Source organism: Streptomyces chryseus (genome assembly GCF_014650755.1).
In the GTDB taxonomy this organism is placed as follows: Bacteria; Actinomycetota; Actinomycetes; order Streptomycetales; family Streptomycetaceae; genus Streptomyces; species Streptomyces chryseus.
The window spans coordinates 457,622-474,428 of record NZ_BMVO01000001.1; the positions used below are offsets into that span (position 1 = coordinate 457,622).

At 73.4% G+C, this 16,807-nt stretch carries 16 protein-coding genes; 8 read left to right on the forward strand and 8 right to left on the reverse strand.

Annotated elements, in window-relative coordinates; translation table 11 throughout:
• Positions 1–17: 17 nt before the first annotated feature.
• The 4 genes from IE185_RS02160 to IE185_RS02175 all read right to left on the reverse strand — a co-directional run bounded on the left by IE185_RS02160 (position 18) and on the right by IE185_RS02175 (position 3,179).
• A complete protein-coding gene (locus IE185_RS02160; RefSeq protein WP_138895431.1) occupies positions 18–719 on the reverse strand; it encodes a response regulator in 702 nt (233 codons plus the stop codon).
• Positions 716–1,969: a sensor histidine kinase gene (locus IE185_RS02165; protein WP_138895432.1), complete on the reverse strand. Its 1,254-nt coding sequence runs from the start codon at positions 1,967–1,969 to the stop codon at positions 716–718. The genes IE185_RS02160 and IE185_RS02165 overlap by 4 nt, the downstream gene beginning before the upstream one ends.
• A 110-nt stretch (positions 1,970–2,079) precedes the next feature.
• Positions 2,080–2,364, reverse strand: a complete 285-nt coding sequence (gene pspAA / locus IE185_RS02170) for a PspA-associated protein PspAA (protein WP_138895433.1) — start codon at positions 2,362–2,364, stop codon at positions 2,080–2,082.
• Between the two features lie 35 nt (positions 2,365–2,399).
• Positions 2,400–3,179, reverse strand: a complete 780-nt coding sequence (locus IE185_RS02175; protein ID WP_138895434.1) for a PspA/IM30 family protein — start codon at positions 3,177–3,179, stop codon at positions 2,400–2,402.
• Positions 3,180–3,429: 250 nt separating this feature from the next.
• On the opposite strand from IE185_RS02175, the gene IE185_RS02180 reads away from it, so the two are divergent.
• The 3 genes from IE185_RS02180 (at position 3,430) to IE185_RS02190 (ending at position 6,051) form a co-directional block, all read left to right on the forward strand.
• Positions 3,430–4,029, forward strand: a complete 600-nt coding sequence (locus tag IE185_RS02180; RefSeq protein ID WP_138895435.1) for a DUF3043 domain-containing protein — start codon at positions 3,430–3,432, stop codon at positions 4,027–4,029.
• A 71-nt stretch (positions 4,030–4,100) separates the two neighbouring features.
• Entirely contained in the window at positions 4,101–4,844 is a 744-nt protein-coding gene (locus IE185_RS02185) for a class I SAM-dependent methyltransferase (RefSeq protein WP_229843344.1), read from the forward strand.
• 121 nt (positions 4,845–4,965) lie between these two features.
• On the forward strand, positions 4,966–6,051 hold the full coding sequence (locus IE185_RS02190; protein WP_138895436.1) for a S1C family serine protease: 1,086 nt from the start codon (positions 4,966–4,968) through the stop codon (positions 6,049–6,051).
• Between the two features lie 159 nt (positions 6,052–6,210).
• Here the strand turns inward: IE185_RS02190 and IE185_RS02195 are convergent, their stop codons facing one another.
• Positions 6,211–6,420, reverse strand: coding sequence for a hypothetical protein (locus tag IE185_RS02195; RefSeq protein WP_138895437.1), 210 nt, complete (start codon positions 6,418–6,420; stop codon positions 6,211–6,213).
• 99 nt (positions 6,421–6,519) lie between these two features.
• Here IE185_RS02195 and IE185_RS02200 point away from each other — a divergent pair, with 99 nt between their 5' ends.
• The 3 genes from IE185_RS02200 (at position 6,520) to IE185_RS02210 (ending at position 10,934) form a co-directional block, all read left to right on the forward strand.
• The gene (locus IE185_RS02200; RefSeq protein ID WP_189714483.1) at positions 6,520–7,719 is read left to right on the forward strand and encodes a bifunctional adenosylcobinamide kinase/adenosylcobinamide-phosphate guanylyltransferase; all 1,200 of its coding nucleotides are present in this window, start codon (positions 6,520–6,522) and stop codon (positions 7,717–7,719) included.
• 205 nt (positions 7,720–7,924) lie between these two features.
• Positions 7,925–9,070 carry a nicotinate-nucleotide--dimethylbenzimidazole phosphoribosyltransferase gene (cobT, locus tag IE185_RS02205; protein ID WP_138897449.1) on the forward strand — a complete coding sequence of 382 codons (1,146 nt, stop codon included), beginning with the start codon at positions 7,925–7,927 and terminating at the stop codon, positions 9,068–9,070.
• A 76-nt stretch (positions 9,071–9,146) separates the two neighbouring features.
• Positions 9,147–10,934 carry a phosphatidylglycerol lysyltransferase domain-containing protein gene (locus tag IE185_RS02210; protein WP_138897448.1) on the forward strand — a complete coding sequence of 596 codons (1,788 nt, stop codon included), beginning with the start codon at positions 9,147–9,149 and terminating at the stop codon, positions 10,932–10,934.
• Positions 10,935–10,938: 4 nt separating this feature from the next.
• Here the strand turns inward: IE185_RS02210 and IE185_RS02215 are convergent, their stop codons facing one another.
• Complete coding sequence (locus tag IE185_RS02215) at positions 10,939–11,697, reverse strand: hypothetical protein (protein ID WP_138897447.1); 759 nt, start codon at positions 11,695–11,697, stop codon at positions 10,939–10,941.
• Between the two features lie 78 nt (positions 11,698–11,775).
• Between IE185_RS02215 and IE185_RS02220 the strand changes: the two genes are divergently transcribed.
• Positions 11,776–12,576 carry an adenosylcobinamide-GDP ribazoletransferase gene (locus IE185_RS02220; protein ID WP_229843309.1) on the forward strand — a complete coding sequence of 267 codons (801 nt, stop codon included), beginning with the start codon at positions 11,776–11,778 and terminating at the stop codon, positions 12,574–12,576.
• 90 nt (positions 12,577–12,666) lie between these two features.
• Positions 12,667–15,306, forward strand: coding sequence for a hypothetical protein (locus tag IE185_RS02225; protein ID WP_138897446.1), 2,640 nt, complete (start codon positions 12,667–12,669; stop codon positions 15,304–15,306).
• 63 nt (positions 15,307–15,369) lie between these two features.
• On the opposite strand, the gene IE185_RS02230 is transcribed toward IE185_RS02225, so the two are convergent.
• Together IE185_RS02230 and IE185_RS02235 are read right to left on the reverse strand one after the other, a co-directional pair.
• Entirely contained in the window at positions 15,370–16,173 is an 804-nt protein-coding gene (locus tag IE185_RS02230) for an endo alpha-1,4 polygalactosaminidase (protein ID WP_189714485.1), read from the reverse strand.
• Positions 16,170–16,805, reverse strand: a complete 636-nt coding sequence (locus IE185_RS02235) for a spherulation-specific family 4 protein (protein WP_189714487.1) — start codon at positions 16,803–16,805, stop codon at positions 16,170–16,172. The genes IE185_RS02230 and IE185_RS02235 overlap by 4 nt, the downstream gene beginning before the upstream one ends.
• Positions 16,806–16,807 lie beyond the last annotated feature (2 nt).

Genomic DNA, 16,807 nt, shown 5'->3' on the forward strand with positions numbered 1-16,807 from the left:
TACGCGCCACTACACCTTCACTCCACCCTCGGCCGGACAAGTCCCGACTCGTACGCGATGACCACCAACTGGGCGCGGTCGCGGGCCCCGAGCTTCGCCATCGCCCGGTTCACATGGGTCTTGACGGTGAGCGGGCTGACGGCCAGTTGCTCGGCGATCTCGTCGTTGGAGTGGCCGCCCGCGACCTGCACGAGGACCTCGCGCTCCCGCACGGTCAGCGCCGAGAGCCGCTCGGCGCGGGCGCCGGTGGCCTCGCCGTCGTCCGAAGTGCCGCCCTGCGCGAGGAACTTGGCGATGAGCCCCTTGGTGGCCACGGGCGACAGCAGCGCCTCGCCGGCCGCGGCGATGCGGATGGCGCTGAGCAGCTCCTCCGGCTCCGCGCCCTTGCCGAGGAAGCCGGAGGCCCCGGCGCGCAGCGACTGGACGACGTACTCGTCCACCTCGAAGGTCGTCAGCATCACGACCCGCACGGCGGACAGGTCCGGGTCCTCGCTGATCATGCGGGTGGCGGCGAGGCCGTCCGTACCCGGCATGCGGATGTCCATGAGGACGACGTCGGCGCGCAGCGAGCGGGCGAGCCGGACGGCCTCGGCGCCGTCCGCGGCCTCGCCGACGACCTCCATGTCGGGCTCGGAGTCGACGAGGACCCGGAACGCGCTGCGCAGCAGGGCCTGGTCGTCGGCGAGCAGGACCCTGATGCCGGTCGTGGCCGTCGTCACGCGTTCTCCACCGTCTTCTCCCCCGTCCGCACCTGGAACGGCAGGATCGCATGGACGCGGAACCCGCCGCCGTAGCGGGGCCCGGCGGTCAGGGTCCCGCCGAGGGCGGTGACGCGCTCGCGCATGCCGGTGAGGCCGTGGCCGCCGCCGGCCTCGGGGCCGTCGGCCGTGGCCTTCGCCCCGCCGCCGTTGTCGATCACCGTGATCTCGGCGGACGAGCCGACGCGTACGACGCTGACCTCGGCCTTCGCGTGCTCCCCCGCGTGCTTCTGCACGTTGGTCAGGGCCTCCTGGATGATCCGGTACGCCGCGAGGTCGACGGCGGCGGGCAGCGGATCGGCCACGGCCTTGTCCGGCCTGGCCACCTCGACGGGCAGGCCCGCGTTGCGGAAGGTGTCCAGGAGCTGGTCGAGCACGCCGAGCCCGGGCGCGGGCTCGGTCGGGGCCTCGGGGTCGCCGGACTGGCGGAGCAGGCCGACGGTGGCCCGCAGTTCGTTCAGCGCGGAGCGGCTGGCCTCCCGTACGTGCCCGAGGGCTTCCTTGGCCTGGTCGGGGCGCTTGTCCATGACGTGGGCCGCGACGCCCGCCTGCACGTTGACCAGCGCGATGTGGTGGGCGACGACGTCGTGGAGGTCGCGCGCGATGCGCAGCCGCTCCTCCGCGACCCGGCGGCGGGCCTCCTCCTCGCGGGTGCGCTCGGCGCGCTCGGCGCGTTCACGGATGGCGTCGACGAAGGCGCGGCGGCTGCGCACGGCGTCTCCGGCGGTCGCCCCGATGCCGGTCCAGGCGAAGATGCCGAGGTTCTCCTGGGAGTACCAGGGGCCGCTGCCGAAGCACATCGCGGCGCCGGTCAGACCGGTCATCGTCAGCAGGCCGACGCGCCAGGTGGTGGGGCGGTCCGTGCGCGAGGCGACCGTGTAGAGCGCGATGACGGCGCTCATCGCGACCGGGGCGGGCGGGTCGCCCGCGACGAGTTCGGCGAGCGTGACCAGGCAGGTGAAGGCGAGTACGGCCAGCGGCCTGCGGCGGCGCAGGACCAGCGCGGCGGCGCCCAGCGCCATCAGGGCGATGCTGCCGGCTCCGGGAGTCCTGGTGCCGAAGGTCGGGCCGCCCGGGCCGCCGTGCGGGTCGGCGAAGGACCCGGCCACCATCATCACCAGGACGGCGGTCGCGAGGGCGGCGTCCAGGGCGAGCGGGTGTGCGTGGAGCCAGCACCGGGAGCGGGTGAGTCCCGTACCGAGGGCAGTCATGTCACGCAACGGTACGGCGTGCGCGGGCGGCGCGATGCCCCCGCGCTCCGGGCGTTGCCGGAGCGCGGGGGCATCGTGTGATGTGCGGGGCTGGAGGGGCCTGGCCCGGCTCAGACCGAGTCCGGGATCAAGCCTTCGTCGGTCAGCATCTCGCGGACCTCGTCGAGTGTCGCGTCCTCGGCCGGGAGGATCAGCTCGGAGGGTTCGAGGGACTCGTCCGCCAGCGGCTTCCCGAGGCGGCGTACCGCTTCGAGCAGCGCGCCGAGCGTGCGCCGGAAGCCGGACTCGTCGCCGCCCTCCATCTCGGCGAGCAGTTCGTCGTCGAGCTTGTTGAGTTCGGCGAGGTGACTGCCGGCCACCTCCACCTGGCCCTCCCCCATGATCCGTACGATCACGACGTGCTCCTTCGCGGAGTGCGGAGTGCGGCGGCCTACTGCTTGTCGAACTTGTGCCGGTCCTGGGGCGCCTGCGTACCGTCCTGCGCGCCGCCTTCGAGCGCCTGCTGCTGCGCCGTCGGACCGCCCGCCAGCTCGGCCTTCATGCGCTGCAGCTCCAGCTCTACATCTGTACCACCGGAGATGCGGTCCAGCTCGGCGGCGATGTCGTCCTTCGCCATCCCGGACGAGTCGTCCAGGGCGCCGGACGCCAGCAGCTCGTCGATCGCGCCGGCCCGCGCCTGGAGCTGCGCGGTCTTGTCCTCGGCCCGCTGGATCGCCAGGCCGACGTCGCCCATCTCCTCGGAGATGCCCGAGAACGCCTCGCCGATCCGGGTCTGCGCCTGCGCGGCGGTGTAGGTGGCCTTGATGGTCTCCTTCTTCGTACGGAAGGCGTCGACCTTGGCCTGGAGGCGCTGTGCGGCGAGCGTCAGCTTCTCCTCCTCGCCCTGGAGCGTCTGGTGCTGCGTCTCCAGGTCGGTTACCTGCTGCTGCAACGCGGCACGGCGGGACAGCGCCTCACGGGCGAGGTCCTCGCGGCCGAGCGCGAGCGCCTTGCGGCCCTGGTCCTCCAGCTTGGACGACTGGCCCTGCAACTGGTTCAGCTGCAGTTCGAGCCGCTTGCGCGACGTCGCCACGTCGGCGACACCGCGGCGTACCTTCTGCAGCAGCTCCAGCTGCTTCTGGTACGAGTAATCGAGGGTCTCGCGCGGATCCTCGGCCCGGTCAAGGGCCTTGTTTGCCTTCGCGCGGAAGATCATCCCCATACGCTTCATGACACCGCTCATGGGCTTCGCGCGCCCCCTTCTGACGGACTACGGAACCAGCTCCAGCACTTGAACCCACACTACGGGCCCTGCATCCATTACCGCACTGTTCGCGGGCCGATGCGCTCCTCCTCCAGGACGACTGCGGCCCGCCGGGCTCCAGCTCAGGGAGTAGGTGAAGGCCGGGGAAACCGACCGTTGCGGGATCGTTCCCCTCCGGGCTGGGGTCCATGCGCCGTACCCCGTACCCTTGGGCTTTGTGTTCCGTAGCCGTTCCTCCAAGGAAGAGAAGGCCCCCACCGACAAGGTGCAGGTGGACCTCTCCAAAGCGTCCCGTGACCCGCAGGCCCCGAAGGGCCGCCCCACCCCGAAGCGCGCTGTCGCACAGTCGCAGCGCCGCAACGGTGCGGTGGCTCCCTCGAACCGCAAGGAGGCGATGAAGCGTCAGCGCGAGGCCCGCCGTGCGGACCTGGCAAGGCAGCGGGAGGCACTGGCGAGCGGGGACGAGCGCTACCTGCCGGCCCGCGACAAGGGCCCCGTCCGCCGCTTCGTTCGCGACTTCGTCGACTCGCGCTTCTGCGTGGCCGAGTTCTTCCTGCCGCTCGCGGTGGTGATCCTCGTCCTGAGCATGATCCGCATGAGCAACATCCAGAACATCGCGCTGCTGCTGTGGCTCGGCGTGATCGTGATGATCGTGATCGACTCGATCGGCCTGGTCGTCCGGCTCAAGAAGCAGCTCAACGAGCGCTTCCCGAACGAGCCGAAGCGCGGCGCCGTCGCCTACGGCCTGATGCGCACGCTCCAGATGCGCCGCCTGCGCCTGCCGAAGCCCCAGGTCAAGCGCGGGGATCGGCCCTGAGCACGGAAGATCCCACCGCTATCGCGCGGTTCGAGGGCGCGGCGGCCGACTGGCTGAAGGGTGTCGGCACGCTGCGCGACACCGTCCGCCAGGAACTGGTCGCGCGCCAGCTCGACGAGCAGATATCGGCCCGCTTCCCGGTGGGCCGGCGCCTGTCCGTGCTCGACGTGGGCATGGGCCAGGGAACGCAGGCCCTGCGGCTGGCCCGGGCCGGTCACAAGGTGACCGGCCTGGAGTCCGACCCGGACATGCTGGTCGCGGCCCGCGAGGCGCTCGCCGGCGAGCCCGAGGGCATCCGCGAGCGGATGCGCCTGGTCGAGGGCGACGGCCTGGAGACCGGGGTGCACTTCCTGCCGGGCAGCTTCGACGTGGTGCTGTGCCACGGCGTGCTGATGTACGTCGAGGAGCCCGACGCCATGGTGGCGGGGCTCGGCCGGATGCTGGCGCCCGGCGGGCTGCTGTCCCTGCTCGTACGGAACGCCGACGCGCTCGCGATGCGGCCGGGCCTGGCCGGCGACTGGGCCGGGGCGCTCGCCGCGTTCGACTCGGACGCCTACACCAGCCGGCTCGGCCTGCGGGTGCGCGCCGACCGCCTCGACGCCCTGACGTCGACGCTCGCCGGAATCGCCGCGCCGCTGCACACCTGGTACGGCGTGCGGGTCTTCACCGACAACGTCGAGGGTGACGCCGACGACGCCTCGCGGCTGCCGCCGCAGGAGCTGGAGCGGATCCTGGCCCTGGAGGACCGTGCGGGACGGTCCGACCCCTACCGCCGGGTCGCGGCGCTGCTGCACCTGTGTGGCGTACGGGGCTGAGCCTGCCGCCCGGACGGCGGCGTACCGCCCGCCGGTCCGGCCCTGTGGGCCCTCGCCCCGCCGCCCCTCCGATGGACCTTCTCCACGGGCCTTGGATTCCCCCGAAAGGGACACTCCAGGCATGGATGGATCACATGCCCCCGGTGGTGCACTCCGACGGCTTCCCCTGCCCGTGACCGCCGCGGCCTGTGCGGTCGTACTGGCCTGCCTGAGCGGGTGCTCCGACTCCCCGGCGGTGTCCGCGTCGCCGCGGGCGAGCGCGGAGGCGGGGGCGCCGGTGGCGCTGCAGGACCTGGAGAGCGAGTACCGGCGGGTGATCCGCGACGTACTGCCGTCGGTCGTGCAGATCGAGGGGGCCGACGGGCTCGGCTCGGGTGTCGTCCACGACGACCGGGGCCATGTCGTCACCAACGCCCATGTGGTCGGCGGCGAACGGGACTTCAAGGTCACGGTGGCCACCGGTGGCGGCTCGCTCCGCGCCCGGCTCGTCGCCGCGTACCCGGACCAGGACCTCGCCGTCGTCAAGCTGGACAGCGTCCCCGACGGACTGCGGCCCGCCCGGCTGGCGGACTCCTCGGAGGTCGAGGTGGGGCAGATCGTGCTGGCGATGGGCAGCCCGCTGGGCCTGTCGAGCAGCGTCACCCAGGGCATCGTCTCGGCGGTCGGCCGGACGGTGAGCGCGGGCCGTTCGGGCGGCGGCACGGGCGCGACCATCGCGAACATGGTGCAGACGTCGGCCGCGATCAACCCGGGCAACAGCGGCGGAGCCCTGGTCAACCTCGACGGCGAGGTCATCGGTATCCCGACACTGGCGGCCACCGACCCCCGGATGGGCGGCGGGGCGGCGCCGGGGATCGGGTTCGCGATCCCGTCCTCGACGGTACGGACGATCGCCGGCCAGATCGTGCGGGACGGCCGGGTCACCGACTCGGGGCGGGCGGCGCTGGACATCACGGGCCGCACCGTCGTGGACGACGAGTTCGCGCCGACCGGCGTCGCCGTGGTGTCGGCCGAGGAGGGCGGCGCGGCGGCGACGGCGGGGCTGCGGGCCGGCGATGTCATCACCGCACTCGGCGGGGCCGAGATCACCACGATCACCTCGCTGGCGGAGGCCCTGGCCTCGCACGAGCCGGGCGACCGGGTGCGGGTGGGTTACCTGCGCGGCGAGGAGCGGCGCACGGCGGATGTGACGCTGGGCGAGATCTAGTCCGGCGAGGTCCAGGGGCGGCCGCCGCATCCCCGGGTGCGCTCGGGAAGCGGGCGGAACACCTTGTGCGTCGGCCGCCGTACGGGCTCGCACGGGAGCCCGTACGACGGCCGGGACGCGCGCCCGGACCGCCGGGACGCGTCGGGCACTACCGGCCCGTCAGGCCTCGTCGGCGTGCAGGTTCATCGGGCCGTAGATCTTCGTGCCGTCGTCGAAGAGCACCACCTGGTCGGCGCCGCCCTCGACCAGGTCCTTCCAGACCTCGCCGATCCACGACTCCGCGTCGCCCTGCGTGGTGAACTCCTCCGGCACCACCGCCGGCTGGACCTCCGTACCGTCGGCCTTCTCGAACCGCCACGTCCACGCCATGTCGCCTCCCGGGTCCCACCCGTGCTTTCGTCCAGCACAGCCTGCCCCGCAGAGTAGCCGGGCGCGCACCACCGGCGGGGACGCGGGAGGATCGTCCTCGTGGAACTGACTCTCCTCGGCACCGGGGCCCCGGCCGGCCTGCCCCGCCCCGACTGCCCCTGCGCCTCGTGCGCCACCGCCCGCGGCCCGCTCGCCCGGGCGGCGACCGCGTTGCTCGTGGACGGCGCCCTGCTACTCGACCTGACGCCGGGGGCCGCGCTGGCCGCGGCCCGTGCCGGGCACTCGCTCACCGGCGTGCGGCAGGTGCTGCTGACGCACCCGCACGACGGGCCCCCGGTGGAGCTGCCGCCCGGACTGCCGGCGGCGGGCCGGGTGCCGGACGGGCGGGAGCTGACGCTGATCAGCGGACACCGGGTGCGGGCGGTGCCGATGGACTCGCCCGGCACGGGGTACGAGGTGGCCTCGCCCGACGGGGAGCTGATGCTGTACCTGCCGCCGGGCGGCGCGCCGGCCGGAGGGACGACGGACAGCCGTAGGTACGACATGGTCCTCGCCGACGTGACGGGCCGGCCGGACGCGCTGGCGCGGCTGCGGGCCGCCGGGGCCGTCGTCGCGACCACCGACGTCATCGCCGTGCACCTCGACCACGACGTGCCGCCGGGGCTCGAGCTGGGGCGGCGGCTCGCGGCGGCGGGCGCGCGGGCGGTGCCGGACGGGACGACGGTGATCGTCGGCGAGTACCACGCGGTGCCCGACGTGCCGCGCCGGACGCTGGTCCTGGGCGGCGCGCGGTCGGGCAAGTCGGTGGAGGCGGAGCGGCGTCTGGAGACGTTTCCCCAGGTGGTGTACGTCGCCACGAGTGGGGCGCGGGAGGGTGACGCGGAGTGGGCGCAGCGGGTGGGTCTGCACCGGGACCGCAGGCCGGGCGCCTGGCGCACGGAGGAGACGTGCGAGCTGGTTCCGCTGCTCGCGGCGCAGGGGCCGCCGCTGCTGATCGACTGCCTGGCGCTGTGGCTGACCGACGCGATGGACCGGGTCGGGGCGTGGGACGACGAGAAGTGGGCGGCGCACGGGCGGCGGGCGCTGGGGGAACGGGTGACGGAGCTGGTGGACGCGGTGCGCCGGACGCGGCGGACGGTGGTGGCGGTGAGCAACGAGGTCGGCTCGGGCGTCGTACCGGCCACGGCGAGCGGCCGCCGCTTCCGTGACGAACTGGGACGGCTGAACGCGGCCTTCGCCGGTGAGTGCGAGCAGGTGCTGCTGGTGGTGGCGGGGCAGGCGGTGGTGCTGCGGGGGTGAACGGGGCGGGGGGCGCGTGCGGCCGCCGGTGTCGGGCGCGGCGCCCGGGCCGGGCCGGGCCGGGCCGGGCCGGGCCGGGCCGGGCCGGGCCGGGCCGGTTCCGTTCGGTCCGGTTCCGGAAGGGCCGGCACGCACGGCAGGAGTCGCGCCGGACCGCCGACACCCCTGACGGTGCGTCAGCAATCGTGCCGGTACTGTTCGGCGAATGAGCTCGCTTAACCTCGACGACTTCTCCGACCTGATCGAACGCCCCGACGGCGGCGTCCGGCGCGATGCCGAGGAACGCCGGGAACGCCTGATCGTGCCGCCCGGCGCGCTCGGCCGGCTCGACGAGCTGGGCGAGTGGCTGTCGGCCGCGCAGGCGTCCGTACGGGTCGAGCCCATCGAGCGGCCCCGCGTGGTCCTGTTCGCCGCCGACCACGGCGTCGCCGAGCTCGGCGTCTCCGCCCGGCCCGCCGGCGGCGCGCACCGCCTCGTGCGCGCCGTGCTGGACGGCGAGAGCCCCGTCGCCGTACTGGCCCGCCGCGCCGGGGCGAGCGTGCGCGTCGTCGACGCGGGGCTCGACTGCGACCCGGGGCTGCTGCCCGAAGACGTCGTACGCCACCGCGTGCGGCGCGGCTCCGGGCGTATCGACGTCGAGGACGCGCTCACCCTCGAAGAGGCCGAGCAGGCCGTCCGCCTCGGCATGGCGATCGCCGACGAGGAGGCCGACTCCGGCACCGACCTCGTCGTACTGGGCGATCTGAGCGTCGGCGGCACCACCGCCGCCGCGACCCTGATCGCCGCCCTGTGCGGCACCGACGCCTCCGTGGTCACCGGCCGCGGCGGCGCTCCCATCGACGACCTGGCGTGGATGCGCAAGTGCGCCGCCATCCGCGACGCGCTGCGCCGGGCGCGGCCCGTGCTCGGCGACCAGCTGGAGCTGCTGGCGACCGTCGGCGGCGCCGACCTCGCCGCGGCGACCGGATTCCTGCTCCAGTGCGCGGTGCGGCGTACGCCGGTCATCCTCGACGGCGTGGTCTCCGCCGCCTGCGCGCTGGTGGGCCAGCGCGCCGCGTTCCGGGCGCCCGACTGGTGGCTCGCGGGCCAGGTGAGCGGGGAGCCGGGTCAGGCCAAGGCACTGGACCGGATGGCGCTCAACCCCCTGCTCGACCAGGGCGTCACTGTGGGGGAAGGAACCGGGGCACTGCTCGCGCTCCCTCTCGTACAGGCTGCCGCCGCCCTCGCGGCGGAGCTGCCCGAGCGGGAGCCCGGGGCGGCGAACACGCCGGCCGGCACGGACGAGACCGGCGCCGACGACGGCGCGTCCTCCGACGAGGCGGCCGCCGGGACCGTGAACACGACGGACTAGACCGGGTGTGCGGCCGGCGGCCACCGGCCGCACGCACGCGCTCCCGACGGCGTGATGCCCCATATCATCGCGTTTCATGGGAGAAGTCCGCTTGGCCGCCGAAGGAACGAACCGAACGAGCCCGGCGATCAGGCGCGGCACCCCCCGCTCGCGCCGCGCCGCGGCCTTCGCCGTCTGGTACCTGCGCGTCGTCACGTTCATCAACTTCCTGAGCGCCGTGTGGGTTTCGCTCGGCCAGGATCTGCGACGCCACAACACCGACGACTACTTCACCCCCTACCTGCTGACCGCGGGCTTCGCCTCCGGCGCCTTCACGCTCTTCCTGGCCATCACCATGCGCCGCCGCAAGCGCGCCGCCTGGATCCTCAACGTCGTACTCGGCGGGCTGTTCCTGCTGCTGTTCGCCCTCGCGATGCTCTTCCCGGAGGTCCGGCAGTACTGGCAGAACTGGGCCTCCCTGATCCTCACCGCCGCTTTCGTGGCGGCCCTGTTGCTCGGCCGCCGCGAGTTCTACGCCAAGGGCGACCGCTCCAACCCGGTGCTCGCGGCCGTCGTGGCCCTCGGCGGGCTGCTGGCCACCTCGCTGATCGCCGCGCTCCTGGTCACGGTCAGCAACACCGCGCCCGACGACGACCGGTCCTCGTTCCTGGACCGCTGGCGGTACGGCGTGATGCGGCTGGTGTCGCTGGCGCCCGACGACGCCCGCCCGCAGGGCATCACCACGCCGGGCTGGGTCAACGTCACCATCAACGCGATGAGCACGCTGCTGCTCCTCGCCGTCCTGTACGCCGCGTTCCGCTCCCGCAGGACCGTCGAGCCGATCACCGAGGAGGACGAGGCCGGACTGCGCGCGCTCCTCGACCGGTTCGGCGAGCGCGACTCCCTCGGCTACTTCGCGCTGCGCCGTGAGAAGAGCGCCGTCTGGTCCCCCACCGGCAAGGCCGCCGTCACGTACCGGGTCGTCGGCGGCGTGTCGCTGGCGTCCGGCGACCCGATCGGCGACCCCGAGGCGTGGCCCGGCGCGATCGAGCCGTGGCTGGCCGAGGCGCGCGCGCACGGCTGGATCCCCGCCGTGATGGGCGCGAGCGAGGAGGGCGGCACCGTCTACGCACGGCACGGGCTGGACGCCCTGGAGCTGGGCGACGAGGCGATCGTCGAGATCGACGAGTTCACGCTGGAGGGGCGCGCGATGCGCACGGTGCGCCAGGCGTACAACCGTGTGAAGCGGGCGGGATACACGGTCCGCGTCCGGCGCCACGCGGACATCCCCGACGACGAGATGGCCGAGCTGCTGCGCAGGGCCGACGACTGGCGCGACGGGGAGACCGAGCGCGGCTTCTCGATGGCGCTCGGCAGGCTCGGGGACCCGGCGGACGGGCAGTGCGTCATGCTCGAATGCGCCGACGGGCAGAGGGACCTGAGGGCCGTACTGAGCTTCGTGCCCTGGGGGCCGCACGGCCTGTCCCTCGACCTGATGCGGCGGGACCGCGACTCCGAGAACGGTCTGATGGAGTTCATGGTCATCGAGCTGCTCCAGAGCGCCGGGCAGCTCGGGATCACGCAGGTCTCGCTGAACTTCGCGATGTTCAGGTCGGTCTTCGAACGCGGCTCGAAGCTCGGGGCGGGGCCGGTCCTGCGGATGTGGCGTTCGCTGCTCAGTTTCTTCTCGCGCTGGTGGCAGATCGAGTCGCTGTACCGCGCCAACGCCAAGTACCGGCCGATCTGGGAGCCCCGGTTCATGCTCTTCGAGAAGAGCTCCGACCTGTTGCGCATCGGCCTCGCGGCGGCCCGCGCCGAGGGTTTCCTCGAAGCACCCGGGCTGCCCAAGTGGATGCACCGCAAGCACCTGGAGACCCGGCGGTGACCGTTCACTTCCGTTCGGGCGACGGCGTCCGGTCAGGGGTCCCGCCGATCATGTCCTGGAACTTCCGGCTGAGCCCCGACCAGCGGCGGTCGTGGTGCCACAGCCGCAGCGCCGCGCGGGCGCGGGCCTTGGGGCGCCGGCGGTAGGCGTGCCTGGCCCACGGGGAGCCCGGCTTGGCCAGCCGGATCGCGCCGACGAGCGCGACCAGGGGCACGACCGTGCCGAAGAGCGCGGTCAGCAGCTTCCCCTTGGTGAGGGAGATGATCGCCAGGAGGAAGTTGAAGCAGACGTTCAGGACGACGAGGCCCCGGCTCTGCTCCTCGTCCGGCGTCAGCTGGTCGACGCCGAACGGGACGGAGCCGATGAGGACGAGCCCCACCAGCGCGGCGGTGACGACCACGATCTCCACGCTCTGCCGGCCCTGTTCGCTCCAGTACACGTCGTCGAGGTGCAGGACCAGGGCGAACTCGTCGAGGACCAGCCCGGCTCCGATGCCGAAGATCACCGCGCAGAGCGCCGAGCTGATGCCGTGCGCACCGGTGGCCACCGCGCCGAATCCGCCGATCGTCATCAGGATCACGCCGGGAACCACATGGTGGATGTGCAGACCGCCCGGTGAGACGTTCTTGAAGGGGCCGCGCCCCGCCCGGATCAGCCGGGTGATGGTGCGGGTGATCAGGAACGACAGGATGAAGGAGAGCAGGGCCAGCAGCAGGGGGAGTTTCCCCGGCTCCAGGATGTTGCGATACCACCAGTGACCCATGCCACTCGCTTCCCCTCTGGAGGCTTTTGTGCGTTATGCGCAACTTACCGGCCGCGTCGGGCGACTAGCGTGCGCGCCGTGACCTCTCTCCTCGCCGCGGCCTCCCTGCTCCGGGACGGCATACGTTTCGCCTTCGGCACGCTCACCGTCTTTCCCGTGCGCCTGACCCGCTGGGACCGCGAGGCGGCGCGCGCCGGGATGCTGTGCGCTCCCCTGGCCGGGATCGCGGTGGGTCTGTGCGCGGCGGGCGCCGGCGGGGTACTCCTGGGGCTCGGGGCGGGGCCGCTGCTCGCCGCCGTGGCGAGCGCCGCCGTACCCGCCGTCCTGACCCGCGGGCTGCACCTCGACGGCCTCGCCGACACCGCCGACGGGCTGGGGAGCGGCAAACCGGCCGAGGAGGCGCTGCGCGTCATGAAGCAGTCGGACATCGGTCCGTTCGGTGTCATCACGCTGCTGTTCACGCTCCTCGCCCAGGTCGCCGCGCTCTACGAGCTGTACGCCGCCGGGTGGGCGCACGGCGCGGCCGGCGCCGCCGTCTCGGCCGTCGCCGCCCGCCTCGCCCTGACGCTCGCCTCCCGTACGGGCGTCCCTCCGGCCCGCCCGGAGGGGCTCGGCGCGGCGGTCGCGGGGACGGTCCCGACGGGGGCGGCGATCGCCGTCGCCGCCCTGGTGGCCGCCGTCTGCGCGAGTGGCGCGGGCGCGTGGTCCGGCCCGTACGCCGCGCTGCGGTACGCCGCCGCCGTACTGGCCGCGCTCGGCGCCGCGCACCTGCTGCTGCGGCACTGCGTGCGCCGCTTCGAAGGGGTCACCGGCGACGTGTTCGGCGGCGTGGCGGAGACCGCCGCGACGGCCGCCCTGGTGGTCCTGGTGCTGAAGTGACGGGTGAATTTTGGGCGTGAACAAGGCGGTTGACGGCTCGTCACCGCGCGGTGCACGCTCTTCCCCCACGGCTGTCGGGGGAGACAGAAGATGCCCGAGTTTCCTGGCTGGGACCACAGCGGCGAGTTCACCGAGGCCTACCGCAAGGCGGTGCGCGGCCGGTCACGGCTGTCGAAACGCGGCCCCAAGCACCCGCCCGTCGTGCTGCGCACCGGACCGGAGGAGGCCCAGCAGGCCCTGGAGGCCCTGGAGCTCGGCCTCCAGCGCTCGTCGAGGGCGCGCGGCATCGTGCCGTGCACGCCGTACGCGCACGTCGACTGGCGCGGCGGCTCCAGGACCGAGCTGATCGCGAGGATCGCCGAGCAACTGCGCGAGAACGCCCCCGACGAGGCGGGCCGGCTGCGGCTGCCCGCCTACGACCTGCTGCGCGACGTCGCCGACCACGAGGCCGGGACCGACGCCCAGCTGGCCGACCGGGTGTTCGCCAGGCACCGGGGCCGTACGACCGCCGTACTTCCCACCCGGGACACCACGGGCCCCACTCTCAACGCGGGTTTCATGACGGTCCCGCTCCGTTCGCTCTGGTCGCTCGCGGAACGCCTGCACCTGAAGCTCTGGGAGCTCGGCTGGGAATGGCGGCTGGCCCGGCGCAGGCGCTTTCGCCTGCTGTGGCCGGAGAACTACCGGGGGAAGCGCACGTACGCCGCCGCGCTCGACGAGTTCCGCCGGACCTGGGAGGCGGCCGTACGCCCCGGCGGCGACACCCGGGACGCCGAGCGGTGGGACGGGCTGCTGCTGACGGCCCTGATGACCGATCTGTACGCCCACGCGCGCCAGGGCCTGCTGCATCCCGGCCGCAGACGCCGCCGGCCCCGCCACGCGCTGCTGCTCAACGGCACCCGCCCGGGGCCCGGCGGAGGTGACGGGGGCAGCACTGCCGTCACCGGGTTCGTCCGGCTGTACGCCGAGCTCCAGCGGCCGGGCCCCAACGCCGCCACGGTGGTCGTCGCCGCGCTGCCCGACACGCACGACGCGGCGCCGGGCGCCGGCACGCTGGAGGAGGCGGCGCGCCGGCTCGACCCGCCGAAGGGGGCGATCCCCACGCCGTACGAGGTGCGGCTCCCCCGGCCCGAGCCGGGCAGCCGCAGCGTCGCGGTGCTTCCGGTGTGGACGCCGTGGGTGCGGCTGCGGCCGGGCCGGGAACTGGCCCTCGAAGCGGGGGCGCTGGCCGTCGCCCTGTGGCTCGCCGGGCAGCTCGCCTGGATCCCGTACCTCGGCAGCCCCTTCACCGACACCTACACGCGGTGCCTCACCGGATCGGACTACGTGGGGCGGCCCGAATCCCCCGGGCCCGGGCTGCCCACCCAGTACGCCGACGCACTCGACATGATCGCCGAGCAGAACAGGGTCGCCGAGACCCAGGGCAGGCCCGAGCGGACGGTGACCATCGCCCACGTGCGCGCCTCGATGGCGGCGAACGAGGCGGAGCGCCGGTCCGGCGGAGCCGTCCCCGAGCTGCGCGGGCTGGCCCTGGCCCAGCGGTCGCTGCACCGACTGGCGCCCGCCAACGACAACGGGATCTGGGTTCGGATCAAGACGTACGACGCCGGGGTGCAGTTCGCGAACGCCCGCGAGGTGGCGGCCGAGGTCGTCCGCGAGGCGAAGAAGGACCAGCACCTCATCGGCGTCACGGGATTCACCGAGAGCCGGAAGGAGACCGTCGAGGCGCTGCGCGTGCTGAATTCGGCCCGCATTCCCATCGTGAGTTCCACCGCCACGGCGAAAGCCATGGAGGTCGGGCGTTACTACCATGGCGCCGCGCCGAACAACAAGCGGGAGGCGCGGGTCGTCGCGGAGTTCGTGAGAAGGGCGAACACGGTGCGTACGGGGAGCGATTCCTGCGCCCCCGCCGAAGGCGTCGCCGTGGTGACCGACCCGACCGATGTGTACAGCGACGAACTGGGCAAGGAGTTCGCCAGGAACTTCCGCTCCACCGGCAGCCGTATCGGCTACATCCCCGGTGGGAACAGCGGAGTCGTCGTACCGAACGAGTCCGACCTCGACATGAAGTTCAGCATGTCGGAGGTGGCCGAGGCGGTGTGCGGCCGGGTCGCCGGGAAAAGGAACACACTCGTTTACTGGACGTCCCGGGTAAGGGAGTTCGACAATTTCCTGGAGACTTACCAGAGCCTGAGCAAATGCGCGAACAGGGACCTCACCGTCGTGGGCGGAAACGAACTCACCAATGCCGCCCTTTCCGGCGGATTCGTCGGGAAGTCGTGGCTGCGCCTCTATCACACGGCCCATATGCTGCCGGCCGGGCATCCGGACCGCAGCGCGACGGCGAAGGCCTTCCACGACGCCTACACCGAGGAGTTCACCGGGTCCGACCTCTGGCTGAACGACGGGCACGCCGCGCTCGCCCACGACGCGGTGCAGGTGCTCGCCCAGGCCACGAGTCAGGCGAACGCCGCGGGTGTCGAACTGTCGCGCCCCAACGTCCAGCAGATCGTCAACAGCGGCTCGTTCGACCTGGAGGGCGCCAGCGGCCGCCTGCGGTTCGCGGCGGGTTCGCTGCAACGGCCGCTCAACAAGCTGCTGACCGTCCTGCACCACGGCAAGGACGGCTCGGCGCCGGTGCTGATGTGCGGGGACCCGGGGAAGAACATCGACGCGGGAAAGGAGTGGCGGCAGGGCGGTACGACGTACGGCTGCCCGGAGGACGAGTAGGGCCGGACCGACGACGGGACGGGCGGCCGGAGGGGCGGCGGGCGGGCACACGGCGCGGCGGGGTCAGTCGCAGGGCTCGCGCCACACCCCCAGCTCGTACTTCTTCAGCATCGAACTGAGCCGCAGCTTTCGCGACGTGGGGCAGAAGCGGCTGGTCGGCACCTCGTACTCGACGTGGAAGACCGCCTTGCCGGCCCGGATGAACGGCGTGAGTTCCTCGCACTCGTCGTACTGGGCGCACTGCTCGTTGACCGCGAAGTCGAAGTCGCCGACCAGTTCGGGGATCTGGTCCAGGTCGTTCTTGAGTCCGACGGCCAGGCCCCGGTCGTGCGCGAGGCGGGCGATCAGCCGGTTGTAGCGGAGCTGGTCGCCGGCCGTCAGGGGGAAGCCGGTGCGGTTGCGGTAGCCGTCCATGTTGTCGGGCTCGACGGCGTCGAATCCCTTGTCGCGGCAGATGTCCATGCGGGCGGCCATCAGGGGCTCCAGGACGTCGGTACGGCGGATGTCCAGCCAGCGCTCGCCCTTCCAGCCGTTGCCGCGCCCCAGTACGGACGCGGGGAACGCGCCGGCGTCCGCCCTGAAGTCCTCCCACGCGCCGGTCGAGAGGTAGCAGATGACCTTGCGGCCGCGCCGGTGCAGGTCCGCGACGGCCGAGGCGGGGTGGTCGAGGCCGTCGATGTCGTACACCGGTACGTCGACGTCCGGGTCCAGCGTGCCGCTGAGCTGCCACTGCCACGCGGTGCCGGGCTCCGGCTGCCAGCGGGCGCTCCTCGGCCCGCGGTCGTCCGGCGCGGGAGAGCCGCCGCCGGTGCACCCCGCGAGCAGCAGCAGCGCGAGCAGCGGGAGCAGGACGCCTCCGCGCCTCACCGGGCCGCCTCCAGGGAGTGCGGCAGCGTCCCCCAGGGGTGGGGCGCCTCACCGGGTACGGCGCAGCCGACGGCGGCGGTGAACGCGGCGGCGGGCGGGGCGGCGTACACGAGGTGGCAATGCCGCTCACGCGCGTGCGCGGCCGGGGCGGGCCGCACGTCGGCCGTCGTGCGGTACGTGTCCCAGGTGCCCTCGAACGTGACGAGGAGGTCGGCGAGTTCGAAGTAGCCGGGGTCGGGCAGCACGCCGTGGTTGAGGACGACGGTGGCCGCCCCGGCCGCCCGCGCGGCGACGGCCAGCCGGCGGTAGTGCGCCAGCGCCCGCGGCCCCGCCGCGGCCTGGTCGAGGAACGCGCCGTCCGCGCCGTACCAGTCGCGGTGCCGCAGCAGGTCCTGGACCACGACGGGGTACGGGCGGTGCGCGTAGTCGGTGTCGGTGTACCCGAGGACGCGTACGCCCGCCGCACGCAGGCGCGCGGACACGGCAGCGAAGGCCGGATCGGGCGCGGCGCCGGGGCCGTTGGCGGGGTTGAGCACCACGCCGTAGAGGCGCGGGGCCGCGCGGACGACGGCCTCCCAGGCGTCCGGGCGCTGCGCCGGATGCTCGTAGAAGGGCACGAGCAGCTTCTTCACCC